Below are 23,883 nucleotides of genomic sequence, written 5' to 3' on the forward strand. Positions count from 1 at the left end.
TGCCGCACCCCCACCCCCCGTGAGCAGCGAAGGCAGGCACGCGATGAGCAGCACGCACCGGCGCAGGATCAGCGGCAGAAGCAAGGCGATCGGCGGTGTCGTCGCCGCCTCCGTCGTGGGCGGCGGAGCGCTCCTGATCACCGGCACCGCGCACGCCGCGGGCGTCGGAGCCGTGTACACGAAGACCAGTGACTGGTCGACGGGCTACACCGCGCAGTACGTCGTCTCGAACGACAGCGGCCAGACCAAGGGGGACTGGATGCTGCAGTTCGACCTGCCGTCCGGTGTCAAGATCAGCTCCCTGTGGAACGGCACATCGACGGTGAGCGGACAGCACATCACCGTGAAGCCGCCGTCCTGGGACAAGGACGGGCTGGCGGCAGGCGAATCCGTGACCGTCGGCTTCGTCGTGACCGGCTCCGGCGATCCGGGCGGCTGTCTCATAGACGGCGCGAAGTGCTCCGCCGACGACGGCGCGACGCCGGAGCCGAGCGGCCGCCCCACCACGTCCGCGACCCCCACGGCGACTCCGACTCCGCCGCCGAGCACGACCACGAAGCCGACCGCCACGGCGACCCCCACTCCCTCGCCGACCGCCTCCCAGACCTCCGGCTCCGGCACGGCCACGAGCGCGCGCTTCGCCCCGTACGTCGACACGTCCCTCTACCCGGCCTTCGACCTGATCGCCTCAGCGGACGCGACCGGGGTCAAGGACTACAACCTCGCCTTCGTCACCGACGGCGGCGGCTGCACGCCCAAGTGGGGCGGTGTCACCGCCATCGGCAGCGACGCCGTGGCCGCGCAGATCGGCGCCCTGCGGGCCAAGGGCGGCGACGTCCGCGTCTCCTTCGGCGGCGCCTCCGGTTCGGAACTGGCCACGGCCTGCTCCTCGGCGGACGCACTGGCCGCGGCCTACGGGAAGGCCGTGGACGCCTACAAGCTCACCAAGGTCGACTTCGACGTGGAGGGCGGCGCGCTGCCGAACACGGCCGCGAACACCCGCCGCGCCCAGGCCATCGCCAAGCTCCAGCAGCAACACCCGGGCCTGGACGTGTCGTTCACGCTCCCCGTCATGCCGGAGGGCCTGACCCAGGACGGTGTGAACCTCCTGGCCGACGCCAAGGCCAACGGTGTGCGGATGTCCGCCGTCAACATCATGGCGATGGATTACGGCGCCTCGTACAGCGGTGACATGGGCACCTACGCGGAGCAGGCCGCCACCGCCACCCAGGCCCAGATCAAGAGCGTGCTGGGCCTGTCCGACAGCGCGGCCTGGAAGACGGTCGCGGTCACCCCAATGATCGGCGTCAACGACGTGTCGTCCGAGATCTTCAAGGTCGACGACGCTACCCAGCTGGTGGACTTCGCCAAGTCGAAGGGCCTTGGCTGGCTGTCGATGTGGTCGGCCACGCGCGACAAGCAGTGCGACGGCGGTGCCAAGCCCACGGCGGACGCGACCTGCAGCTCGGTCGTCCAGGACAGGTTCGCCTTCTCGAAGGCGTTCGGCGCCTTCAAGTAGGGCTCTGCCCGGCGCGGTCGAGCCCCCGGGGGCGCGGCACCTCCCTCTCGTGTCGCGCCCCCGGGTGGTCAGTCCTCCAGCGGCGGCAGCGCCCCGGTCCGGGCCGCCCGGGAGTACCAGTGCGCGCTGGACTTCGGCGTGCGGGCCAGCGTCGCGTAGTCCACGTACACCGCCCCGAACCGCTTCTCGTAGCCGTAGGCCCACTCGAAGTTGTCCATGAGGGACCAGAGGTAGTAGCCGCGGACGTCCGCGCCGTCCGTGATGGCCCGGTGGACCGCCGACAGGTGACTGTGCAGGTACGCGGTCCGCTCGGGGTCATGGACGCGGCCCTCCGGGTCGGGCTTGTCGTCGTACGCGGCGCCGTTCTCCGTCACGTACAGCGGAAGCCCCGGCGCTTCCCGCGAGTACCGCATGATCAGCTCGTGCAGGCCGGTCGGGTCGATCGTCCAGCCCATCTCGGTGCGCTCGCCGGGAGTCTGGTGGAAGGTCACGTCGTCCGCGCCCGGCCAGGGCGAGTAGGCGCTCGCGCCGTGGCCGTCCGACCGCGAACCGCTGCCGGCCGTCTCCGAAGCCGCCGACACGAGCGTCGGCGTGTAGTAGTTGAGACCCAGTGCGTCCAGCGGCTGGTCGATGGTCGCCAGGTCGCCGTCGAGGACGTACGACCAGTCCGTGATGGCAGCCGTCGCGGTGAACAGGGTCTCCGGGTAGGCCCCGTGCAGCATCGGGCCGTGGAAGACGCCGTTCGCCAGATCGTCGATCTTCTGCCGCGCCGCCAGGTCCGCCGGGTCCTGCGACACCGGCCGTACCGGGCATGAGTTGAGACTCACCGCCACCGTGTTGCGGGACGGCATCACCGACTGGAGTGCGGAGGTGCCGAGGCCGTGGGCCAGGTTCAGATGATGGGCCGCGCGCAGCGCCGCCGCCGCGTCCGTACGGCCCGGGGCGTGCACGCCGGAGCCGTACCCCAGGAACGCGCTGCACCAGGGCTCGTTCAGGGTGATCCACTGTTCCACCCGGTCGCCCAGGGCTTCGCCCACGATGCCGGCGTACTCGGCGAAGCGGTACGCGGTGTCCCGCTCGGGCCAGCCGCCCGCGTCCTCCAGCTCCTGCGGCAGATCCCAGTGGTAGAGGGTGATCGCCGGCTTGATGCCGTGGGCGAGCAGTTCGTCCACCAGGCGGCGGTAGAAGTCCAGCCCGCGCTGGACCGCGGGCCCTCGGCCCGTCGGTTGCACGCGCGACCACGAGATCGAGAAGCGGTACGCGCTCAGGCCCAGCTCGGCCATCAGCGCGACGTCCTCGCGGTAGCGGTGGTAGTGGTCGACAGCGATGTCACCGGTCTCGCCGCCGGCCGTCCTGCCCGGCGTGTGGCTGAAGGTGTCCCAGATCGAGGGGGTGCGGCCGTCCTCCCGCACCGCTCCCTCGATCTGGTACGCGGAGGTCGCGGCGCCCCAGAGGAAGGCGGGAGGAAAGGTCACCGGGGTCACCGGCAGTGCGGATTCAGGCATGGAAGCGCTCCCATAGATGGTCGTCGAGACCGACGGAGGTAGGGGAAAGAGGGGACGAGGGGGCCGGGGCGGCGATGACCCGGCCCCCGATGACGCAAGGGCGGTGGCGCCGGGGGTCCGTTGCGGGACCCCTCCCGCGCGAGGCTGCCGAGCGTGGCGGAGGGTCAGCCCTTGATCGCGCCCTGCATGATCCCGCCGACGATCTGCTTGCCGAACAGCAAGAAGGCGATCAGCAGCGGCAGTGTGCCGAGCAGCGCACCCGCCATGATCACCGCCTGGTCGGGGACATATCCGGTGCCGAGCGAGTTGAGCGCCACCTGCACGGTCGGGTTCTGCTGGTTCAGCGCGATGATCGGCCACAGGAAGTCGTTCCAGGCGAACACAAAGGTCAGCAGGCCGAGCACGGCCATCGCCGGCCGCGCCGCGGGGAAGACCACGTGCCACACGACGCGCAGACTGCTCGCGCCGTCCACCCGCGCCGCCTCGATCAGTTCGGTGGGCAGTGCCTGCACCAGGTACTGCCGCATGAAGAACGTGCCGAAGGCGGTGACCAGCGTCGGCAGGATGACGGTCTGCAGCTGGTTGGACCAGCCCAGGTCCGACATCCACAGGTACAGCGGTACGACGGCCAGCTGCGGCGGGATCATCATGGTGCCGATGGTCAGCAGCAGCAGCACGCTGGAGAACCGGAACCGCAGTTTGGCGAAGGCGAATCCGGCGAGCGTGGAGAACAGGACCGTGCTGACCGTGATGGTGGTCGCGACCAGCGTGGAGTTGAACATCGCCGTGCCGAGCCCGGCCTGTTCCCAGGCCGCCTGCAGGTTCTTGAACAGGTTCCCGCCGAACCACAGCGGAGGCGGCGTCTCGGCGAGCCGCCGGTCGTTGCGGGAGGCCGCGACCGCCGTCCACACCAGTGGAGCCAGCGAGACCAGCGCGAAAACGGTCAGCACGACATAGGTGACGGGCCCCGCGTCCAGCTGCTTGCCCGCGCCCATCACCCTGCGGCGCCGGGGGGTCCGCTCGCCCTTGGCCTTCGTCCCCGCCTGAGGCAGGGTCAGGTCGGTAGTGGTCATTGGGACTTCCTCAGCCGTCGAGTGAGCAGCATGTTGATCACGGCCACCACCAGCAGGATCAGGAACATCGACCAGGCGATCGCGGATGCCTTGCCGAGGTTGCCGATGATCCAGCCCTGGTCGTACATGTACAGGCCGAGCGTCTGGTACTGGTGCTCCGAGCCGCCCTTGGATCCGCTGACCCCGCCGAACAGCAGGGGTTCACCGAAGAGCTGCGTCGCGCCGATCGTCGAGACGATCACCGTGAACAGGATCGTGGGCCGCAGCATCGGGACCGTCACATGGCGGAACTGCTTCCAGCGGTTCGCACCGTCGAGGGCGGCCGACTCGTACAGGTCGCTGGGGATCGCCTGCATCGCCGCGAGGTAGATCAGCGCGTTGTAGCCGGTCCACCGCCAGATCACGATCGAGGAGACGGCGAACTGCGAACCCCAGTCGGACTCCCGCCAGTTGACGGGGTCGACCCCGACGAAGTGGAGCAGCCAGTTGATCATGCCGCCGTCCCAGGAGTACAGCAGCGTGAAGACCAGCGTCGCCGCCGCCACCGAGGTGGCGTACGGGGTGAGCATCACGACCCGCCAGACGGTCGAGCCGCGCAGCCGGTAGTTGAGCAGATGCGCGAGCCACAGCGCCGCGAGGAGCTGCGGCACCGTCGAGATCACACCGATGGTGAAGGTGTTCCCCAGGGCGTTCCAGAAGAACTCGGAGGAGAACAGGTTCTTGTAGTTGTCCAGACCCGTCCAGGTCTGATGGTCCAGGGCCGAGAGCTGCACGTTGTGCAGCGAGTACCAGGCCGTGTAGAGCAGCGGGACCAGCGAGAAGGCCCCGAAGACGATGAAGAAGGGGGCGATGAACACATACGGAGACGCCTTCATGTCCCAGCGGTACAGCCGGCTGCGCCAGGAGTCTGTGCCCGTCGCCGGCCTGCCGCGACCGTGAGCGCCCCCGACCGCGCCCGGCTGCTTGCCGGGCGCGGTCTCGGCGCTCGACGCGGAGTGCGCGAGAGCCTCTTTGGAGCTGGTCACTGGCCGAGCACGTCCTTGATCTCCTTGCCGGCCGCGTCCCAGCCCTGAGCGGGGGACTTGCCCTTCTGCTCGACCTGGAGGATGCCGACGTCGGTGAGCGCGGAGTTGATCGGCTGGTCCTTGATGCCGAAGTACTGCGTCGGAATGGTCTTCGCCGAGTCCGAGAAGATCTGGGTGATCGGCGCGTTGGAGAAGTACGTCGTCGTGTCGGCCTGCGGCTGCAGGCTCGCGTACGCGGACGGCGTCGAGGGGAAGCTGGCCTGCTTGGCGAAGACCTTGGCCTGCTGCTCGGGCGCGGTCAGCCACTTCGCCAGGTCGATGGCCTCCTTCTGGTGCTTGCTCGCCGTCGGCACGCCGAGGAAGGAGCCGCCCCAGTTGGACGCGGTCGGGGCCGCCGCGACGTCCCACTTGCCCTTGCCGGAGTCACCGGACTTCTGCTCGATGTAACCGAGCATCCATGCCGGGCAGGCCACCGTCGCGAAGGTGCCGTTGGCGAAGCCCTGGTCCCAGGTCGGGTCGAACTGCTTCAGCTTCGCCGACATGTTGCTGGTCGCCACCTGCATGGCGACGTCCCAGGACTTCTTCACACCGTCGGACTTGTCCCAGACGACATTGTCGTCGTTGTCGTAGTACCGCTGCTCGGCGCCGCCGAGGGCCGCGTTGTAGACGGAGGCCGCGGAGTCCACGAACTTGGTGCCCTTCGGCGCCTTCTTCATGTACTCCTTGCCGACGCCGACGTACTTCGACCAGTCGCCCTTCCAGGACTCGGCGAGCTTGGCGCGGTCCGTCTCGAGACCGGCCTTCTGGAAGAGGTCCTTGCGGTAGCAGATGGCCATCGGGCCGATGTCGGTGCCGAGCCCGATCGTCTTGCCGTCCTTGGTGGTGGCCTGCGCCACCTTCCAGTCCAGCCACTGGGACTTGTCGACGTCCTTGCCGAGGTCGACGAACTTGGCGGCCTGCGTCTGCACGGCCTCGGTGATGTTGCCGACCTCGATGGCCTGGATGTCGTCCGTGCCGGAACCGGCCTGCAGGCGGGTGAGCACCTTGGGCCAGTACACGTCGGTGCGGGTGGTGACGTTCTCCTTGATGGTGATGTCCGGGTGGAGCTTCATGTACTCGTCGTAGAGTCCGGCCTGCTTGTAGCCGAAGACGCCGAAGGTGCCCACGGTCAGCGTGGTCTTGCCCTTGCCACCGCCACCGCCGTTCGAGTTTGACGAGTTGTCGTCCGAGTCTTTGGCGCAGCCGGCCAGCAGCCCCGTCGTCAGCGCGGCGACGGCCGCGAGGGCCACCAGCCCGTGGGACCGGCGAGTACTCGTGCGCATTGCGTCCTCCTGTTGCCTGACGTGCCGACCCCCCGGCCAACTGCATTGGTTGGGCCCGTCGTGCTCGCTGCGGCTCGGGCGGGGAACGTGCGGGATGTGTATGTGTCAGGTACCGTGGGAGCGCTCCCACAGGTGATGAGTTGAAGAGTCGTCGGTTCCCGCGAGGGTGTCAAGGGAGCGGACACGCACAGATGCGTTCGGTTATCGGGCTGTTAACTGGACCGGGCGGGAGCGGATGGGAACGGGCCAGGGCCCGCACGGTCCGGGCCGGATCCGGGGGTCGATGACGTCGGCGCCCGGTGACGGTCACCTGGACTGCGGCGACTGTTAGATTCCAGGCCAACGTGGGTTCGACGGCGGGAGGCGGGGCCAATGGTAAGCCACGGAGCGCGGGGCCGCAGTGGCGGTCGACCCACCCTCGAAGAGGTGGCCGCACGCGCCGGCGTCGGCCGCGGCACGGTCTCCCGGGTGATCAACGGCTCGCCCCGGGTGAGCGATGCGACGCGCGCGGCCGTCGAGGCGGCGGTCGCGGAGCTCGGTTATGTACCGAACACCGCGGCCCGCGCACTGGCCGCCAACCGCACGGACGCCATCGCCCTGGTCGTCCCCGAACCGGAGACCCGCTTCTTCGCGGAACCGTACTTCTCGGACATGCTCAAGGGTGTGGGGGCCGAGCTGTCGGACACGGAGATGCAGCTGCTGCTGATCTTCGCGGGCAACGACCGGGAGCGCCGAAGCCTGGCCCAGTACCTGGCGGCGCACCGGGTGGACGGTGTGCTGCTGGTCTCGGTGCACGCGGACGACCCCCTGCCCGATCTGCTGGCCCAGCTGGAGATCCCGGCGGTGATCAGCGGTCCCCGTTCGGCGGGCGAGGCGCTGCCGTCGGTGGACTCGGACAACTACGGCGGCGGCCGCTCGGCGGTCGAGCACCTGATCGCCCGGGGCCGCGCGCAGATCGCGACGATCACGGGCCGGCTCGACGTGTACGGTGCCCAGCGGCGTGTCGACGGCTACCGGGACGCGCTGCGGGACGCCGGCCGCGAGGTGGACGAGAAGCTGATCGTCCCCGGTGACTTCACGGAGGAGGGCGGCCGCCGGGCCATGGCGGAGCTGCTGGCCCGCCGCCCAGGTCTGGACGCGGTGTTCGCGGGGTCGGACGTGATGGCCGCGGGCGCGCGACAGGTACTGCGTGAGGCGGGCCGCCGCATACCCGGTGACGTGGCGCTGGTCGGCTACGACGACTCGGCGATCGCCCGCCACATGGACCCGCCCCTGACCAGCGTGCGCCAGCCGATCGAGAAGATGGGCCGCGCGATGATCGACCTGCTGCTCGACGAGATCGCGGACCAACGCCCGGCGGGCTCCCGGACCCTGGACCGCCGCCAGGTGGTCCTGCCGGCGGAACTGGTGGAGCGGGGCTCCTCCTGAGGCGGTGGACGGACCCGGACGGACCCGGGGCGTGCCGGATTCGGGTCGATGGTGACGGATGTCTCCGATGTGCTCCGCGCCACAGTGTTCCGGTGCGGAGCGCTGGGCCGTGTGCCGGGGAGGGGATCGAGGGGAGCCGGTAGTCCGCATGCCGCCGGGGCCGGCCGCCCGGCTGTCCCTGGGGTTGAGTGCACGTTCGCCCACGTGCCCGCTGCCGGGCCGTGGGCGGAGGACGGCCCGCAGAGCCGCGAGTCCTGAAACGAGATCAGCCGGTGACCCGTTTCTCCGGGTCACCGGCTGACTTCACAGGGTGAGTGACGGGACTCGAACCCGCGACATCCTGGACCACAACCAGGTGCTCTACCAGCTGAGCTACACCCACCATGACCGGCGGTTATCCAAGTGGCTTTCCGCATCGGCCGAGAAAAAGTGTACAGGGTCCGAAGGGGTGCTCGCGCCAGCGTTTCTTCGAGGTCCGTCAGGGTCTCGTCAGGGCCTCGGCGAGCGGCTACTTCGCGGGCACCACGTGCCGGGCCGCGATCGTGCGTGCCGTGTCCGAGTCGGGGCCCGGCTGCGGCACGAAGATCGCCTCCCGGTAGTAGCGCAACTCCGCGATGGATTCCCGGATGTCGGCCAGCGCCCGGTGGTTGCCGTTCTTCTCGGGGCTGTTGAAGTACGCCCGCGGATACCAGCGCCGGGCGAGCTCCTTGATCGAGCTGACGTCCACGATCCGGTAGTGGAGGTAGTCCTCCAGCGTCGGCATGTCGCGGGACAGGAAGCCGCGGTCGGTGCCGACGGAGTTGCCGCACAGCGGGGCCTTGCCGGGTTCTTTGACGTGCTCCCGTACGTACGCGAGGACCTGCTCCTCGGCGTCGGCGAGCGTCGTGCCCCCCGCCAGCTCGTTGAGCAGCCCCGAGGAGGTGTGCATCTGACGCACCACCTCCGGCATCGTCTCCAGCGCCGCGTCCGGCGGCCGGATCACGATGTCCACCCCCTCGCCGAGTACGTTCAGCTCTGAGTCGGTGACCAGCGCGGCCACCTCGATGAGCGCGTCGTCGGACAGCGAGAGTCCGGTCATCTCGCAGTCGATCCACACCATGCGATCGTTCATGTGTCCCACCTTATGGCCCGGCCGGGCCGGACGGACCTGCCCGTGCGTGCACGGAGGGACGGCCCGGGGGACGAGAAGACCTCCGGAAGCACCCCCGGAAGCAGGAGACGTGCGCGGGACCGGCTCACGCGGACGCGTCACGGGCATGCGCGGGCCGGCCCCAGGACTGCGGACAGGCGGGAGCCGTGGTGCGTACGACCTCGTACGCACCACGGGTCCCGCCCGCTGCGGTGCCGCGGTGCTAGTGCGCGCTGCGCTGTCCGGGCAGGCTCGGGCCCCTCGCCGCGTACAGCTCGGGGACGTGCCTGCCGTGGTCCGTGGACAGGGACGCCGCGGGGCCCAGGGAGCTGGCGGCGGCCGTGCGGCGGGTCTGCATCGGCAACGGCGCCGCCTCCTGCGGAACCTGCGGTACCGGCGGACCCACGGGAATGTCGGTGCCCCCGGGGCGCTCACCCTGCGGACGGCGCGCCCGGTACGCGGCCCGGTACGCGGCCGGCGACGAGCCGAGCTGCCGCCGGAAGTGCCCGCGCAGCGCCACCGGGGAGCGGAAGCCGCAGCGCCCGGCGACCTCGTCGACCGAATAGTCGGAGGTCTCCAGCAGCCGCTGCGCCTGGAGCACCCGCTGGGTGATCAGCCACTGCAGCGGCGCACTCCCGGTGAGCGAGCGGAAGCGCCGGTCGAAGGTCCGCCGGCTCATGTACGCGCGCGCGGCGAGTGTCTCCACGTCGAACTGCTCGTGGAGGTGTTCCAGCGCCCAGGCGACGACCTCCGCGAGCGGGTCGGCGCCGATCTCCTCCGGTAAAGACCTGTCGAGGTAGCGCTCCTGACCGCCGCTGCGGCGCGGTGGGACCACCAGACGCCGGGCGAGCGCGCCGGCGGCCTCGTTGCCGTGGTCCGTGCGCACGATATGGAGGCAGAGGTCGATACCGGCCGCCGTACCCGCCGACGTCAGCACGTCCCCGTCGTCCACGAACAACTCGCGTGGATCGACGTGCACTGATGGATAGCGTTTGGCCAGTGTCGGCGCGTACATCCAGTGCGTGGTGGCCGGCCGGCCGTCCAGCAGTCCGGCGGCGGCCAGTACGAAGGCCCCGGTGCACAGCCCGACGATGCGGGCACCTTCTTCGTGCGCCCGGCGCAGTGCGTCGAGCGCCTCCTCCGGCGGCGGCGAGGTGATGGACCGCCAGGCCGGCACAACGACGGTGCCGGCCCGCGAGATCGCCTCGAGGCCGTACGGCGCGGTCAGTTCCAGGCCCCCTGTGGTCCGCAGCGGGCCTTCTTCGCCGGCAGCCACCAGCAATCGGTAGCGCGGCACTCCGGCGTCCTGGCGGTCAATCCCGAACACCGAAAGCGGTATGGAGCTCTCGAAGATGGGGCCGCCGCTGAACAGCAGCACCGTAACGATCTCCTTGCGCCGTCGCCCGGACAGCTTCCGGGCCGCGGCGTCCTGCGCGGCAGTGGAGTCGTGGCTCATCCTGCTAAGCCCCCCTCAGTGGTCGCGGCTCCTCGGTTGTGTCGCTCCTGCACGTTTCCCCTTGGTCCTGCACGAGTCCCCCGCCGTCAGTCATGATCGAATCTACTGGGTCCCCCGGTGCCGACGTGAACCAGTTCACCATCCGGCACATTGTCGACATGGCAACTTGGCGTGAAGCATTCGATCACGAAGCGTTGCACTCGCGAGCCGTGCAGGGAAGTGCGCCTCGTCCCAGTGGCCAATCCCCATAGGGTGCGCGCGCCCTCCGGGACCCTTTCGGCGCAGGTCGAACGGGGGGTGGGGGGTCCTGGGGCCCAGGTATGCGGCGGGCCGAGAAGTTGGCTGAAAAGAAGCGGGCGCGTGCGCGGAAACCGGTCAGTCGACCGGAGTGTTTCCCCCGGTGTGCCGTCCGCCCCTGTGCGCCCCCGTTCCGGTCCTCCCGTGGCATACCCGGTGCGGGGTGCTCTCCTCGGCCCGCAGTTGCGCCGCGCCCCGTTCGGACTGCCGCAGCAGCGCGCGGCACGCGGCGGTGACGGTCACCAGACCGAGTGCGGCGCTGATCGCGGCGGCCGGTGAGATGCCGTACCAGACCAGGACCACGGGTACCAGGACACAGCAGAAGGCCGCCCAGCGGACCACGTCGCCCGTAGTGTCCGGCTCGGGGTGCTTCTGGGGGGCGGTGCGGGTTTGGGACACGGCGTGCTCCCTACGGCGGTGGGTCACCGGATTCAACGGCCGTTCGAGCGGTGGGTCACTCGCGGGTGGAGCGGCGCACGGGTCCGCGCTCCGGCGCACGGCCCCGGGGAGCCGCCGGCGCGTGGTCCTTCCTGATTCCTGGGTGAACCCCGTGCAAACCGCCTGTACGGGGCAGCAACCATTGCGTTACAGGTGCCCCCTCGTGCATGCTCCCTGGAACCCGTGCGGTTGCGCGGGATCTGGGCTAAGGAGGCGTGCCGCCGTACCCTTGGGGGTATGGGGTTGGGAAGATGATTCCCGGACACAGCTCCGCCGCACACTGTCGTCCCACCCACGAGGATCACAACGCCGAGACACTCATGGCCGGTCACGAATTCTTGGATCCCGCGGACCGCAAGCGCCCCGTCGCCGATCCCACGGCGGCCGAGCCCTTGGCGGCGGAAGAGACACGCTCATCCTGCGACCCCGCTTTCAAGCACGGCGTGGTGGTCGGCTTCGACGGCTCGACCTCGAGCGAGCGTGCGCTGGCGTACGCGATCGGTATGGCCTATCGCTCCGGCTCGGGCCTGATCATCGTTCATGTCGCCAACCGGCTGCCCACCACGGTGTGGGCCGGCTGTGAGCCACCGGTCTTCGTCGACGTGCCGGACCACCGTACAGAGGTTCTCGGGCTCGAGCTCGCCTGTGCGGAGCACTTGGCCGAGGTCCCCTGGATCCTGGTCGAGCGCGGCGGCGACATCTGCCATGAACTCGAAGAGGTGGGGCGGGAGTACGAGGCGGACGCGATCGTCGTCGGCTCCACCCACGGCATCGTCGGCCGCATCTTCGGCTCGGTGGCCGGGCGTCTGGCCAAGCGCGCCCAGCGGCCCGTGATCGTCATCCCCTGAGCCTTCGGCGCCGGTGCGGGCCCGTTTCTGCCGCCGGTGCATCGCGCTGTGCGACTGCCGGGCGCCTGCTGTCGGGCGTGGTATCGCAACCGGGCTGTTGTCATTCCGCAACTCGACGTTGGCCCAGGTGAGATGCCCCGTGGGTACCGCCAACTCCCTTGCGTGACCGGACAAAGCTACTCGCGCGTAGAGGTGTTTGTGTCCTTGTGAAGGGAATATATCGGTCACCGCACAGCCCTACATGCAGGACAGAAGGGAGCCCGCCGTGGACAATGACGTCTCTGCGGGAAGCACCACCTCAACCGTCGGCCGGCTTGCGCTGGGCATCACGCTGCTGGCGTTCGGTCTCGGATCCACCAAGGTGATCGACGGCGTGACGACGGCCGACGCCGTGTCACTTGCCCACTATGTCGGCGGCGTGGCCCTGTTCCTCGTCGGCCTCCTCGCTTTCCGCGACCGCGACACCGCCACGGGTACGGCCTTCTCGGCGCTCGGCGCCCTGTGGTTCACCTGGGCCGTCACGGCCGGCAACCAAATGTCGGACAACGCGGCAGGACTCTTCCTCCTGCTGTTCGCCCTCGTCGCGCTCAGCCTCGCGCTCGGAGCCACCGGCGGAGTCCTCGACCAGGGGACCTACGGGCTGCTCTTCGTCTCCATGCTGCTGCTCGCCATCGCGCGCTTCGCGGGCAACGACTCACTGGGCAAGGTCGCCGGCTGGTTCGCGGTCGCCGCGGGCCTGGTCGCCTGGTATGCGGCGACGGCCGTACTGGCCAAGTGGCCGACGGCCCTTCCGCGACGTGCTGGGGGTCGGGGGGTGACGGCCGCCGGCTGACGCAGCGCCCGGCCGGGGATGAGGGTCCCCCAGTTCGAACGGAGCCGTGAACTCGGGGAAGGGCAGCCCCGGCCCCTGAAAAGAGCGACCCCCTGTGCTGGTGGCACACAGGGGGTCGTTCATGTCCGGGCCCGCGTAGGCGGGTTGCTACTCCACCGTCACCGACTTGGCCAGGTTGCGCGGCTTGTCGATGTCCCGGCCCAGCGCCAGCGCCGTGTGGTAGGCGAGGAGCTGCAGCGGAATACCCATCAGGATCGGGTCCAGCTCGTCCTCGTTCTTCGGGACCACGATGGTGTGGTCCGCCTTCTCCTGCTCCTGGTGGGCGACCGCGAGGATCGGGCCGCTGCGGGCCTTGATCTCCTCCATGGCCGCGCGGTTCTTCTCCAGCAGGTCGTCGTCCGGCACGATCGCGACCGTGGGGAGGGCCGGCTCGATCAGTGCCAGCGGGCCGTGCTTCAGCTCGGAGGCGGGGTAGGCCTCGGCGTGGATGTACGAGACCTCCTTCAGCTTCAGCGAGGCCTCGCGGGCCACCGGGTAGCCGCGCACACGTCCGATGAAGAGCATCGACCGGGCGTTGGTGAACTGCTCGGCCAGCGCCTTGATCTCCTCCTCCTGCTTCAGGATCTCGGTGATCTGCTCGGGCAGCCTGCGCAGGCCCTCGATGATCCGCTTGCCGTCGCGCACCGAGAGGTCGCGCGTGCGGCCGAGGTGCAGCGCGAGCAGCGCGAAGGCGACCGTGGTGTTGGTGAAGCACTTGGTGGACACCACGCACACCTCGGGTCCCGCGTGGACGTACATACCGCCGTCCGCCTCACGCGCGATCGCGGAGCCGACCACGTTGACGATGCCCAGCACCCGCGCGCCCTTGCGCTTGAGCTCCTGGACGGCGGCCAGCACGTCGTAGGTCTCGCCGGACTGCGAGACCGCCACGTACAGCGTGTCGGGGTCGACGACCGCGTTGCGGTACCGGAACTCCGAGGCCGGCTCGGCGTCCGCCGGGATGCGGGCCAGCTCCTCGATCATCTGGGCGCCGATCATGCCCGCGTGGTATGAGGTGCCGCAGCCGAGGATCTTCACACGGCGGATCTGCCGGGCCTCGCGGGCGTCCAGGTTCAGGCCGCCCAGGTGCACGGTGGAGAACCGGTCGTCGATGCGGCCGCGCAGCACCCGGTCCACGGCCTCGGCCTGCTCGTGGATCTCCTTGTGCATGTACGTGTCGTGGCCGCCCATGTCGTACGACTCGGCCTCCCACTCCACGGTGGTCGGCTCGGCGGTCGTGCGGGTGCCCTCGGTGGTGTACGTGCGGAAGTCGTCGGCCTTGAGAGTGGCCATCTCGCCGTCGTCCAGGGTGACTATCTGGCGGGTGTGGGCGACCAGCGCGGCGACGTCGGAGGCGACGAACATCTCCTTCTCGCCGATGCCGAGGACGACCGGGGAGCCGTTGCGGGCCACCACGATGCGGTCCGGGAAGTCGGCGTGCATGACGGCGATGCCGTAGGTGCCCTCGACGACCCGCAGCGCCTGGCGGACCTTCTCCTCCAGGGTGTCGGCCTGGGAGTGCGCGATCAGGTGGGTGAGGACCTCGGTGTCGGTCTCGGAGAGGAACTCGACGCCGTCCGCCTCGAGCTTCCGCCTCAGCTCGGAAGCGTTGTCGATGATGCCGTTGTGGACGACGGCGACCTTGTGGTCGGCCGAGAGGTGCGGATGGGCGTTCACGTCGGAGGGGGCGCCGTGGGTGGCCCAGCGGGTGTGGGCGATACCGGTCGTGCCCTTGAAGCGCGCGGGGACCTTGGCCTCCAGGTCGCGGACCCGGCCCTTGGCCTTGACCATCTTCAGGCCCGCGGTCTTCGGCGAGGTGACGACGATGCCGGCCGAGTCGTAGCCGCGGTACTCCAGCCGCTGCAGGCCCTCCAGCAGCAGCGGGGCCACATCACGCTTGCCGATGTATCCGACGATTCCGCACATATGATTCCTTAAGTCCCTTTTCTCCCCGTTGCGATGAAGTAGCCCCGGCGTCTCAGCCGTAGACGATGCGGCGCAGTTGTCGGAGCGTGAGCTCGGGCGGTGCGACCGCGCGGTACTTCAGATCCGCCTCGATCCGCTCGAAGATCGTCGCGTTCACCAGGCCCTGGGCCTGCAGTTCACGGTGGCGGCGGCGGACGAAATCCTCGGTCGTCTCGTCGAAGTAGGCGAGCACGTCCTGGACCACGCGCAGCGCCTCGCCCCTGCTGAGGGTCGTGGACCGCGCCAGATGATCAACGAGTTCGTCGTGCACCCGGTAGATCCTGGAGCACGAGCGTCGGAATCGCAAGAATCGTGCCCGATTTCGGGCAGAGGCGCGGTTGAAGCTCTTATGGGGTCCTGTTTGAGATCTGTTTAACCTGTGTCCTGTGCCACGTTCCTTATGTGGAGGAACTTCTGGCCACATGGACATACCTCGTATGGGAGTACCTGAGAAGCTCGCGGCCGATATGAGCATCGCGGAGCAGCACGAGTACCTGCGCGCGAGATTCTCCCGGCGCACGATGATGAGAGGCGGCGCCGTCACCCTCGGTGCCGTCACCGGTGGCGCGTTCGTGTCGGGCGCCACGGCCCAGGCCGCCGTCCCGACCCAGAGCACGGCCCCCGCGGTCGAGTCCGTGGACGGCGCGCTCGTCGCCCCCTTCGGCCGTCACCTGGCGTTCGGCAACGACCCGCGCACCGAGATCACTGTCTCCTGGCAGGTCCCGGTCGCCGTGAAGAACCCGTTCATCCGGGTCGGCGCCCACCCCACGGACCTCTCCCGCAAGATCCCCGCTGAGGTCCGCACCCTCTACACCCCGGCGGGCGTCGGCGCCAGCGGCGACCACACGCAGTACTACCTGCACGCCAAGCTCACCAACCTGCGCCCCGGCAAGACCTACTACTACGGCGTCGGCCACGCGGGCTTCGACCCGGCCGAGCGTCACCTGCTGGGCACCCTCGGCACCTTCACCACCGCCCCCACGCACTCCGAGCCGTTCACCTTTACGGCCTTCGGCGACGAGGGCGTCAGCTACCACGCCCTGGCCAACAACAGCCTGCTGCTCGGCCAGAACCCGGCCTTCCACCTGCACGCCGGCGACATCGCCTACGGCGACCCGGCGGGCCAGGGCCGGAAGGACGACACCGGCTTCGACTCCCGTGTGTGGGACCAGTTCCTGTACCAGACGGAGTCCGTCGCCAAGCAGGTTCCGTGGATGCCGGCCTACGGCAACCACGACATGGAGGCCTGGTACTCGCCCAACGGCTACGGCGGCGAGGAAGCCCGCTGGACCCTGCCGGACAACGGGCCGGACAAGAAGAACCTGCCCGGCGTCTACTCCTTCGTCTACGGCAACACGGCGGTCATCTCGCTGGACGCCAACGACATCTCCTTCGAGATCCCGGCCAACCTCGGCATCTCGGGCGGCACCCAGACCAAGTGGCTGGAGGCCCAGCTCAAGAAGTACCGGGCCTGCGACGACATCGACTTCATCGTCGTCTTCTTCCACCACTGCGCGTACTGCACCTCCACGGCGCACGCCTCGGAGGGGGGCGTGCGACAGGAGTGGGTGCCGCTGTTCGACAAGTACACGGTGGACCTGGTCATCAACGGCCACAACCACCAGTACGAGCGCACCGACGTCCTCAAGGGCAACTCGGTCGTCAAGAAGCTCCCGATCGGTGGCACCGCGTACTCCGACACCGAGGGCGTCGTCTACGTGACGGCGGGCGCGGCCGGCCGCAGCCTGTACGCGTTCAGCGCCCCGCTGTCCTACGAGGGCCACGAGAACGAGGTCGACTCCGTGGCCTCCTTCATCAACGTCAAGGACGGCAAGCAGAACGAGACCGTCGCCTGGTCGCGCGTGCGCTACCTCGACTACTCGTTCCTGCGCGTCGACGTCACCCCGGCGTCCAAGGGCCGCTACGCCACGCTGACGGTGCGCGGCATCGCCGAGACCGGTGAGCAGGTCGACCACTTCACGGTGGCGCGCCGGGCCAAGTAAGGCCACTCGCGCGCCCGCGCGGCAGGGCGCACGGACGGCAGGCGGTCCTCCCTTCGGGGCGAGGGCCGCCTGTTCGCCGTTGTGAACTCCTCTTCCACCCCGAGGCGCACTCGCTCGCCGCCGCGATCCGCCTGCCTCCCTCTCGGTGATTTCCGCCATGAGGGGGATGCTTCGGCCCGCTGTGCGAGAGAGTGGTCTATACCCATCGGGTCCCGGGCCGGACGAGCCCGTGAACGCTCGTGGAAGGGAGCGCATGTGAGACCGCACCACAGAACGCCCCGCCTCCTCGGTACGCTGCTGCTCATGGCGGCTGCCGGACTCTCCCTCGCTGTCGGATCGGCACCCGCCGCCACCGGCCCGGTCGCCGAGCCTCTCGGCCGGGTGATACCGGCGCCCGCTTCGGTGGAGCCCGCGGGATCCCCGTACCGGATCACCCGCGGCACGCACATCCGCGTCGACGACTCTCCCGCGGCCCGTCAGGTCGGCGAGTACCTCGCCGGCGTCCTGCGGCCCTCGACCGGCTATCCCCTGCCGGTCACCACGCACGGCAGCGGCGGCATCCGGCTCCGCCTGGACGGCGGCCGCTTCGGCGACGAGGGCTACCGCCTCGACAGCGGTCCCAGCGGGGTCACGATCACCGCCCGAAAGCCCGCCGGGCTCTTCCACGGAGTGCAGACGCTGCGCCAGCTCCTGCCGGCGTCCGTCGAGAAGAAGACCGCGCAGCCCGGGCCCTGGACGGTCGCGGGCGGGACCATCAAGGACTCCCCGCGCTACGCCTACCGCGGCGCCATGCTGGACGTCTCCCGCCACTTCTTCACCGTCGCGCAGGTCAAGCGCTACATCGACGAGCTGGCCCTCTACAAGATCAACACCCTGCATCTGCATCTGAGCGACGACCAGGGCTGGCGCATCGCCGTCGACTCCTGGCCGCGCCTCGCGACCTACGGCGGTTCGACCGAGGTGGGCGGCGGCGAGGGCGGCCACTACGCCAAGGCGCAGTACCAGGAGATCGTGCGCTACGCGGCCTCCCGCTACCTGGAGGTCGTCCCCGAGATAGACATGCCGGGCCACACCAACGCCGCCCTCGCCTCGTACCCCGAACTCAACTGCGACGGCGTCGCGCCTCCGCTCTACACCGGCACCGACGTCGGCTTCAGTTCGCTGTGCGTGCCCAAGCAGGTGACGTACGGCTTCCTCGACGACGTCATCCGCGAGCTGGCCGCGATCACACCGGGCCGCTATATCCACATCGGTGGCGACGAGGCGCACTCCACCAGCCACGACGACTATGTGAAGTTCATGGACCGGGTGCAGCCGATCGTCGCGAAGTACGGCAAGACCGTGATCGCCTGGCACCAGATCACCGGTGCGCACCCGGTCAAGGGCGCGCTCGCGCAGTACTGGGGACTCGACGACACCAGCGCCGCCGAGAAGGCCCAGGTCGCCAAGGCCGCGCAGAACGGCACCGGGCTGATCCTGTCCCCGGCCGACCGGTTCTACCTCGACATGAAGTACACCGAGGACACGCCGCTCGGTCAGGACTGGGCGGGACTGGTCGAGGTCCAGCGGTCCTACGACTGGGACCCGGGCGCCTACCTTCCGGGCGTGCCGGCCTCGGCGATCGCCGGCGTCGAGGCGCCGCTGTGGACCGAGACGATCGTCCGGAACGCCGACATCGACTACATGGCCTTCCCGCGGCTGCCCGGAGTGGCCGAACTGGGCTGGTCGCCCGCCTCCACCCACGACTGGAACGCCTACCGGGTGCGGCTCGCCGCGCAAGGGCCCCGCTGGGAGGCGATGGGGATCGGGTACTACCGGTCGCCGCAGGTGCCCTGGCCGACGCGGTAGGCCGAGCATCACGACGGGCACCCCGGTGGACCGTACACCGGGGTGCCCGCCCGTCTGTGCGCGGCGCTACAGCCCCGCGACGGGATTCCTCAGATCCCCCACCAGTTGAAGCGCTCCTGACGGATCCGCCAGGTCGACCATCTGCCTGTTGTTCCGCAGCTGGAGCCGGTTGAGGCAGGACAGGGCGAACCGGGGGGCGAACATGTCGTACTGCCGGAACCTTTCGGCGAGGTGCGGAGCCGCGTCCTGGTACGCGCGGACCACCTCGGCGACCGTCCGCCAGAAGTCCTCCTCGTCCAGGACCCCTTCGGCGGCGAGGTTCGCCGCGACGAAGCGGAAGAAGCAGTCGAAGACGTCCGTGAAGATCGACAGGAGCTTCATCTCCTCCGGGACCTCGGCGCGTATCCGCGCCACCTCCGGCGGCAGCACCGCGTCCGGGTCCATCACCACGATCTCCTCGGCGATGTCCTTGAAGACCGCCCGCTGCACGACACCGTCCTTCAGGACGAGGATCACGTTCTCGCCGTGTGGCATGAAGGCCAGGTCGTAGGCGTAGAAGCTGTGCAGCAGCGGGGTGAGGTAGGCGCGCAGATAGCGGCGCAGCCACTCCGTGGGCCCCAGCCGGGACCGCTCGATCAGCGCTCCGGCGAAGGACGCGCCCTCGTGGTCGACATGGGCGAGGGACGCCATGGTCGCCAGGGTCTCGCCCTCCTGGAGCGAGGCCACCGGGCTCTCCCGCCACAGGGCGGCGAGCATCTTGCGGTACGGGGAGTAGCGGTCGGTGGCGGCCTCGTACTCGAGGTGGCGGTAGCCGACGGCCGCGCGCTCGCGGATGATCGTGAGGCCGGTCGACTTGAGGACCGGGTCGCTCTCGATGAGCCGGGCCAGCCAGTCGTTGATCGCCGGGGTGGCCTCCATGTAGGCGGCCGACAGCCCGCGCATGAAGCCCATGTTGAGGACGGACAAGGCCGTCTTCACATAGTGCTTCTCGGGACTGCTCCTGTTGAAGAAGGTCCGTATGGACTGCTGGGCCAGGTACTCGTCGTCGCCCTCGCCGAGGCAGATGAGGTGCCGCCGGGCGACCTCGGCGGCGAAGGTGACGGTGAGCTTGTTCCACCACTGCCAGGGGTGGACGGGTATGAGGAGGTAGTCGGCCGGGTCCAGACCCTGGTCCGTGAGCCGCCGGTGGAGGCGCTCGACCGTCGCCTCACCCAACTCGTCCCGCAGGAAGGACTCGTACACGATCCCGGTCCCCGCCGTGAACGCGGCCCGTGAGCGGTGCGCGGCCAGCCACACCAGCCGGACCGCGCTCGCGGTCTCGGGCGCGTACGACAGGTACTCGTGGATGCCGAAGCCGAGCCGCCCGTTGTTGGCGACGAAGCAGGGGTGCCCCTCGGTCATGCCGGTCTCGATGTCCTGGAACCCGCTGCGCGCCAGCTCGGCGGCGGTGATCTGCGGCTTGCCGAGCTTGTAGCAGGTGCTCGAGAGGGTGGAGGAGATCTCCTCCAGGTACACCGGGAGCACCTCGGCGCTCAGCCCGAGGGACCGCTGCAGCTCGATGAAGAAGTCAAGAGCCTCGAGCGGGAGTTCACCGCCCTCCCGGTGGCGGGTGATCGAGTCCGGGTCGACCTGCCAGTGGTCGAGGGCGCGGACGGTGGCCGTGAACCGGTAGCGAGTGAGTCCGTCGTCGCTGCGGATGGCGTAGTGGCCGTCGTCCTCCCGTTCGGGGGTGATCAGCCGTTCGTGCGCGAACTCGGCGAGCGCCTTGCGCAGGAGAAGGCGGTTGGCCTTCTCCCAGGGCTCGGGGGACAGGTGCGAGACGGCGTCGGCGAGGGTCATGCCGTCACCGCCCGCTCGAACTGCTCTCGGGTGCAGAAGCTGAGCAGCGCCGTCTTCTCCGGCTTCCGGATCTCGTGCGCCGGCACGAACCCGACGGCGGCGTTCAGCGCGTGCACCGCGGTGTTGCGGACGTCGGGTTCGACGACGACGCGTTCGGTCGCCGGGTCGTCGAACAGGTGGCGCATCACGGCGGTGATGACGGCCCGGGTGAAGCCGTGCACGGGTGCGTCGGTCGGCGCGACCAGGAAGTGCATGCCGACGTCGCCGGACTCCGGCTCGTACAGCCCGACCAGCTCGCGGTGGGCCGGGTCGTACTTCTCCATCAGGAAGGCGGGCTCGCCGTCGTGCAGTCCGAGGAGGGCGTGGTGGTGCTCGTCGGCCGCGATCTCCATGTAGGCGCGTTCGACGTCCTCCAGCCGGGCGTCCTGCATCATCCAGAAGGCCGCCTTGGGGTGCGTCACCCATCCGTGCAGGAGCACGGCGTCCTCGAGGGGGTCGAGGGGGCGGAAGGCGAGGGTGCCGAGGGCGGTCGTGCTCATACTGCGAACTCCTGGAAGGCGATGGTCTTCTCGACCGGGTAGTACTCGGTGCCGAGCAGTTCCCGGATGATGTACGCGTTCCGGTAGGGGCCCATGCCCAGGTCGGGGCTGGTGACGCTGTGCGAGTGGACGCCGGCGTTCTGCAGGAAGACGCCGCGGCCCGAGAGGTCGATGGAGTAGTTGCGGGCCACGTCGAAGTTGCCGTGCTCGTCGTGGCGCAGGCGGTCGCGGACGGGCTTCAGGAACTCCGGCTCGATGTACTTGTAGCCGGTGGCGAGGATCAGTCCCTGGGAGCGCAGCTCGAAGTCCTTGCCCTGCTCCTCCTGGCGGAAGCCGAGGGTGTAGCTGCCGTCCTCGTGGCGGGCGCTGGTGAGCGCCGAGTTGGTGAGCAGGCGGGTGGGGACCGGGCCGTCGAGGCTCTTCTGGTACAGCAGGTCGAAGATCTCGTTGATCAGGTCGCCGTCGATGCCCTTGAACAGGCCCTTCTGCTGCTCGGTGAGGCGGTAGCGGGTCCGCTCGGGCAGCGCGTGGAAGTAGTCGACGTACTCGGGAGAGGTCATCTCCAGCGTGAGCTTGGTGTATTCCAGCGGGAAGAAGCGCGGGGAGCGGGTGACCCAGTTCAGCCGGTAGCCGTGGACGTCGATCTCGCCGAGCAGGTCGTAGTAGATCTCCGCCGCGGACTGGCCGCTGCCGACCAGGGTGATCGAATCCATGGCCTGGAGCTGGTGCCTGTGGTCCAGATAGCGCGAGTTGTGGACGACTTCGCCTTCGAGGCCGCGGCAGGCCTCGGGGATGTGCGGTGGGGTGCCCGTGCCGAGGACCAGATGCCGGGCGCGGTAGGTGTCCCCGGTCCGCGTCCGGACGACATACACCTCGTCCTCGTACGTGACCTCGGTGACCGTCGTGCCGAAGCGGATGCTGCGCAGCTTCGAGGCGGCCCAGCGGCAGTAGTCGTCGTACTCGACGCGCAGCGGGTAGAAGTTCTCGCGGATGTAGAACGAGTACAGCCTGCCCTGCTCCTTCAGGTAGTTGAGGAAGGAGTACGGGGAGGTGGGGTCGGCCAGGGTGACCAGGTCGGACATGAACGGGGTCTGGAGGTGGGCCCCCTCCAGGAACATCCCCGCGTGCCACTCGAAGTTCGGCTTGGACTCGAGGAAGACGCCGTCGAGCGCGGCGATCGGCTCGGTGAGGCAGGCGAGGCCGAGGTTGAAGGGGCCGAGCCCGATCCCCACGAAGTCGTATGTCTTGGCGGTGGCTTCAGGAAGCGCGGTCAAGGGACTCTCCCAGGTACTGCTCGGCGTGGCCGGCGATCAGATCGAGCACGGTGGCGATGTCGTCCGCCGTCGTCTCGGGGTTGAGCAGGGTGAACTTCAGGTAGTGGCGGCCCGCGACCTTGGTGCCCGCCACCACGGCGTCGCCGGAGGCGAACAGCGCCTTGCGGGCGTACAGGTTGGCGCAGTCGATCACGGCCGGGTCGGTGACGGCCGCCGGGATGTAGCGGAAGACGAGGGTGGACAGCTCCGGACGCACCATCACGTCGAACCGGGGGTCGGCGGCCAGCAGGCTCCAGCCCTCCTGCGCCAGCTCGCAGACCTCGTCGAAGAGCTGCCCGATCCCGTCGGCGCCCATGGTGCGCAGGGTCAGCCACAGCTTGAGGGCGTCGAAGCGGCGGGTGGTCTGGAGGGACTTGTCGACCTGGTTGGGAATGCGCTCCTGGACCATGCGGCGCGGGTTGAGGTACTCGGCGTGATAGGTCGCGTGGCGCAGGGTGGCGGCGTCCCGGACCAGTACGGCGGACGAACTCACCGGCTGGAAGAAGGACTTGTGGTAGTCGACGGTGACCGAGTCGGCCCGCTCGATGCCGGCCAGGCGGTCCCGGTTCTGGAGCGAGGCGAGCAGTCCGCAGCCGTAGGCGGCGTCCACGTGCATCCACACGCCGAACTGCGCGCACAGCTCGGCGATCTCCTGCAGCGGGTCGATGGAGCCGAAGTCGGTGGTGCCCGCGGTGGCGACGACGGCCATCGGGGTCAGTCCGTCCCGAGCGCAGCGCTCCAGTTCGTGGGCGAGGGCGACGGTCTGCATGCGCTTGTCGGAACCGACGGGGATGGAGACCACGGACTCGGGGTCGAGGCCGAGCAGTTTCGCCGACTTCTTCACACTGAAGTGGCTGACCTCGGAGGCGAAGATGCGCAGTTCGGCGAGGGAGGCCGCGCCTTCCGGCCCGGGCTTGGCCGCCTCCTCGCGGGCCAGCAGCAGCGCCTGGAGGTTGGACTGGGTGCCGCCGGAGGTGAACACGCCGTCGGCGGCGGGCCCGAGGCCGATGCGCTCGGCGGTCCAGTCGATGAGCCTGCGCTCGATCAGGGTGCCGCCGGCCGACTGGTCCCAGGTGTCGAGGGAGGAGTTCACGGCGGACAGGACGGCCTCGCCGAGCACGGCCGGGATGACGACCGGGCAGTTGAGGTGGGCGAGGTAGCGGGGGTGGTGGAAGTAGATCGCGTCCCGGAGGTAGAGCTCCTCCAGCTCGTCGAGGACCGCGGAGGTGTCGTGGAGCGGGCGGTCCAGGTCGATCCGCTCGATCTTGGGAGCGAGGGTGCCGGCCGTGACGCCGGTGAACGGACGGTCGGTGGCGGCGAGTTTGGCGGCCACCCGCTCTACTCCTTCGGTCACGGAGCGGCGGTAGTGCTCCGCGGTGAGGTCATTGAGCAGGTGCGAGCGCATGTGGGGGTCCTCCCGGTGGGGACAGTCCGTACGGGGCAGGAGAGGCGGGGCAGAAGAGGG

General features: G+C 69.4%; 19 protein-coding genes and 1 tRNA gene. 6 read left to right on the forward strand and 14 right to left on the reverse strand.

Annotated elements, in window-relative coordinates; all coding sequences use genetic code 11:
* Window positions 1-43: 43 nt before the first annotated feature.
* Window positions 44-1,519: a glycoside hydrolase family 18 protein gene (locus tag ACQEXA_RS35140; protein ID WP_433132013.1), complete on the forward strand. Its 1,476-nt coding sequence runs from the start codon at window positions 44-46 to the stop codon at window positions 1,517-1,519.
* A gap of 68 nt (window positions 1,520-1,587) precedes the next feature.
* Here ACQEXA_RS35140 and ACQEXA_RS35145 read toward each other — a convergent pair whose 3' ends face one another.
* The 4 genes from ACQEXA_RS35145 to ACQEXA_RS35160 all read right to left on the reverse strand — a co-directional run bounded on the left by ACQEXA_RS35145 (window position 1,588) and on the right by ACQEXA_RS35160 (window position 6,444).
* Window positions 1,588-3,024, reverse strand: a complete 1,437-nt coding sequence (locus ACQEXA_RS35145) for a GH1 family beta-glucosidase (protein ID WP_433132015.1) — start codon at window positions 3,022-3,024, stop codon at window positions 1,588-1,590.
* A gap of 164 nt (window positions 3,025-3,188) precedes the next feature.
* Window positions 3,189-4,097, reverse strand: coding sequence for a carbohydrate ABC transporter permease (locus ACQEXA_RS35150; RefSeq protein ID WP_432928082.1), 909 nt, complete (start codon window positions 4,095-4,097; stop codon window positions 3,189-3,191).
* Entirely contained in the window at window positions 4,094-5,122 is a 1,029-nt protein-coding gene (locus ACQEXA_RS35155; protein WP_432928080.1) for a carbohydrate ABC transporter permease, read from the reverse strand. Before ACQEXA_RS35155 ends, ACQEXA_RS35150 begins: the two co-directional genes overlap by 4 nt.
* Window positions 5,119-6,444: an ABC transporter substrate-binding protein gene (locus tag ACQEXA_RS35160; RefSeq protein WP_432928078.1), complete on the reverse strand. Its 1,326-nt coding sequence runs from the start codon at window positions 6,442-6,444 to the stop codon at window positions 5,119-5,121. Before ACQEXA_RS35160 ends, ACQEXA_RS35155 begins: the two co-directional genes overlap by 4 nt.
* Window positions 6,445-6,816: 372 nt before the next feature.
* Between ACQEXA_RS35160 and ACQEXA_RS35165 the strand changes: the two genes are divergently transcribed.
* Window positions 6,817-7,872, forward strand: coding sequence for a LacI family DNA-binding transcriptional regulator (locus ACQEXA_RS35165; protein WP_432928076.1), 1,056 nt, complete (start codon window positions 6,817-6,819; stop codon window positions 7,870-7,872).
* Between the two features lie 309 nt (window positions 7,873-8,181).
* On the opposite strand, the gene ACQEXA_RS35170 is transcribed toward ACQEXA_RS35165, so the two are convergent.
* The 4 genes from ACQEXA_RS35170 to ACQEXA_RS35185 all read right to left on the reverse strand — a co-directional run bounded on the left by ACQEXA_RS35170 (window position 8,182) and on the right by ACQEXA_RS35185 (window position 11,153).
* A tRNA-His gene (locus tag ACQEXA_RS35170) sits at window positions 8,182-8,254 on the reverse strand.
* A 126-nt stretch (window positions 8,255-8,380) separates the two neighbouring features.
* Window positions 8,381-8,983: an oligoribonuclease gene (gene orn / locus ACQEXA_RS35175; RefSeq protein WP_359391528.1), complete on the reverse strand. Its 603-nt coding sequence runs from the start codon at window positions 8,981-8,983 to the stop codon at window positions 8,381-8,383.
* Between the two features lie 241 nt (window positions 8,984-9,224).
* Window positions 9,225-10,457: a helix-turn-helix domain-containing protein gene (locus tag ACQEXA_RS35180; protein WP_432928074.1), complete on the reverse strand. Its 1,233-nt coding sequence runs from the start codon at window positions 10,455-10,457 to the stop codon at window positions 9,225-9,227.
* A 375-nt stretch (window positions 10,458-10,832) separates the two neighbouring features.
* On the reverse strand, window positions 10,833-11,153 hold the full coding sequence (locus ACQEXA_RS35185; protein WP_359391526.1) for a hypothetical protein: 321 nt from the start codon (window positions 11,151-11,153) through the stop codon (window positions 10,833-10,835).
* Window positions 11,154-11,512: 359 nt separating this feature from the next.
* Between ACQEXA_RS35185 and ACQEXA_RS35190 the strand changes: the two genes are divergently transcribed.
* Window positions 11,513-12,040 carry a universal stress protein gene (locus ACQEXA_RS35190; RefSeq protein WP_432928072.1) on the forward strand — a complete coding sequence of 176 codons (528 nt, stop codon included), beginning with the start codon at window positions 11,513-11,515 and terminating at the stop codon, window positions 12,038-12,040.
* A 265-nt stretch (window positions 12,041-12,305) separates the two neighbouring features.
* Window positions 12,306-12,872, forward strand: a complete 567-nt coding sequence (locus ACQEXA_RS35195) for a GPR1/FUN34/YaaH family transporter (RefSeq protein ID WP_433132018.1) — start codon at window positions 12,306-12,308, stop codon at window positions 12,870-12,872.
* 147 nt (window positions 12,873-13,019) lie between these two features.
* On the opposite strand, the gene glmS is transcribed toward ACQEXA_RS35195, so the two are convergent.
* Together glmS and ACQEXA_RS35205 are read right to left on the reverse strand one after the other, a co-directional pair.
* Complete coding sequence (glmS, locus tag ACQEXA_RS35200) at window positions 13,020-14,837, reverse strand: glutamine--fructose-6-phosphate transaminase (isomerizing) (protein ID WP_432928070.1); 1,818 nt, start codon at window positions 14,835-14,837, stop codon at window positions 13,020-13,022.
* Window positions 14,838-14,889: 52 nt separating this feature from the next.
* Window positions 14,890-15,147, reverse strand: coding sequence for a hypothetical protein (locus ACQEXA_RS35205; RefSeq protein ID WP_359391522.1), 258 nt, complete (start codon window positions 15,145-15,147; stop codon window positions 14,890-14,892).
* Window positions 15,148-15,313: 166 nt separating this feature from the next.
* Here ACQEXA_RS35205 and ACQEXA_RS35210 point away from each other — a divergent pair, with 166 nt between their 5' ends.
* Together ACQEXA_RS35210 and ACQEXA_RS35215 are read left to right on the forward strand one after the other, a co-directional pair.
* On the forward strand, window positions 15,314-16,879 hold the full coding sequence (locus ACQEXA_RS35210) for a fibronectin type III domain-containing protein (protein ID WP_432939187.1): 1,566 nt from the start codon (window positions 15,314-15,316) through the stop codon (window positions 16,877-16,879).
* 303 nt (window positions 16,880-17,182) lie between these two features.
* Window positions 17,183-18,727 (forward strand): beta-N-acetylhexosaminidase, encoded by a 1,545-nt coding sequence (locus tag ACQEXA_RS35215; RefSeq protein ID WP_433132021.1) that lies wholly within the window; start codon window positions 17,183-17,185, stop codon window positions 18,725-18,727.
* Between the two features lie 66 nt (window positions 18,728-18,793).
* On the opposite strand, the gene ACQEXA_RS35220 is transcribed toward ACQEXA_RS35215, so the two are convergent.
* Genes ACQEXA_RS35220 through desA form a run of 4 tightly spaced genes read right to left on the reverse strand, consistent with a single transcriptional unit; the run spans window position 18,794 to window position 23,823 of the window.
* The gene (locus ACQEXA_RS35220; RefSeq protein WP_432928066.1) at window positions 18,794-20,566 is read right to left on the reverse strand and encodes an IucA/IucC family protein; all 1,773 of its coding nucleotides are present in this window, start codon (window positions 20,564-20,566) and stop codon (window positions 18,794-18,796) included.
* Window positions 20,563-21,105, reverse strand: coding sequence for a GNAT family N-acetyltransferase (locus ACQEXA_RS35225; RefSeq protein WP_432928064.1), 543 nt, complete (start codon window positions 21,103-21,105; stop codon window positions 20,563-20,565). The genes ACQEXA_RS35220 and ACQEXA_RS35225 overlap by 4 nt, the downstream gene beginning before the upstream one ends.
* The gene (locus tag ACQEXA_RS35230) at window positions 21,102-22,379 is read right to left on the reverse strand and encodes a lysine N(6)-hydroxylase/L-ornithine N(5)-oxygenase family protein (protein WP_432928062.1); all 1,278 of its coding nucleotides are present in this window, start codon (window positions 22,377-22,379) and stop codon (window positions 21,102-21,104) included. Before ACQEXA_RS35230 ends, ACQEXA_RS35225 begins: the two co-directional genes overlap by 4 nt.
* The gene (desA, locus tag ACQEXA_RS35235) at window positions 22,363-23,823 is read right to left on the reverse strand and encodes a lysine decarboxylase DesA (RefSeq protein ID WP_433132024.1); all 1,461 of its coding nucleotides are present in this window, start codon (window positions 23,821-23,823) and stop codon (window positions 22,363-22,365) included. The genes ACQEXA_RS35230 and desA overlap by 17 nt, the downstream gene beginning before the upstream one ends.
* Window positions 23,824-23,883 lie beyond the last annotated feature (60 nt).

It is taken from the genome of Streptomyces sp. CA-106110 (assembly GCF_050936285.1).
In the GTDB taxonomy this organism is placed as follows: Bacteria; Actinomycetota; Actinomycetes; order Streptomycetales; family Streptomycetaceae; genus Streptomyces.

Excerpts from the sequence above, each read along its gene's own strand:
- ACQEXA_RS35225 (WP_432928064.1), bottom strand. The coding sequence starts at position 21,105 with ATGAGCACGACCGCCCTCGGCACCCTCGCCTTCCGCCCCCTCGACCCC.
- ACQEXA_RS35210 (WP_432939187.1), top strand. The coding sequence starts at position 15,314 with ATGGGAGTACCTGAGAAGCTCGCGGCCGATATGAGCATCGCGGAGCAG.
- ACQEXA_RS35215 (WP_433132021.1), top strand. The coding sequence starts at position 17,183 with ATGGCGGCTGCCGGACTCTCCCTCGCTGTCGGATCGGCACCCGCCGCC.
- desA (WP_433132024.1), bottom strand. The coding sequence starts at position 23,823 with ATGCGCTCGCACCTGCTCAATGACCTCACCGCGGAGCACTACCGCCGC.
- ACQEXA_RS35160 (WP_432928078.1), bottom strand. The coding sequence starts at position 6,444 with ATGCGCACGAGTACTCGCCGGTCCCACGGGCTGGTGGCCCTCGCGGCC.
- ACQEXA_RS35145 (WP_433132015.1), bottom strand. The coding sequence starts at position 3,024 with ATGCCTGAATCCGCACTGCCGGTGACCCCGGTGACCTTTCCTCCCGCC.
- orn (WP_359391528.1), bottom strand. The coding sequence starts at position 8,983 with ATGAACGATCGCATGGTGTGGATCGACTGCGAGATGACCGGACTCTCG.
- ACQEXA_RS35140 (WP_433132013.1), top strand. The coding sequence starts at position 44 with ATGAGCAGCACGCACCGGCGCAGGATCAGCGGCAGAAGCAAGGCGATC.
- ACQEXA_RS35220 (WP_432928066.1), bottom strand. The coding sequence starts at position 20,566 with ATGACCCTCGCCGACGCCGTCTCGCACCTGTCCCCCGAGCCCTGGGAG.
- ACQEXA_RS35165 (WP_432928076.1), top strand. The coding sequence starts at position 6,817 with ATGGTAAGCCACGGAGCGCGGGGCCGCAGTGGCGGTCGACCCACCCTC.
- ACQEXA_RS35190 (WP_432928072.1), top strand. The coding sequence starts at position 11,513 with ATGGCCGGTCACGAATTCTTGGATCCCGCGGACCGCAAGCGCCCCGTC.
- ACQEXA_RS35180 (WP_432928074.1), bottom strand. The coding sequence starts at position 10,457 with ATGAGCCACGACTCCACTGCCGCGCAGGACGCCGCGGCCCGGAAGCTG.
- glmS (WP_432928070.1), bottom strand. The coding sequence starts at position 14,837 with ATGTGCGGAATCGTCGGATACATCGGCAAGCGTGATGTGGCCCCGCTG.
- ACQEXA_RS35150 (WP_432928082.1), bottom strand. The coding sequence starts at position 4,097 with ATGACCACTACCGACCTGACCCTGCCTCAGGCGGGGACGAAGGCCAAG.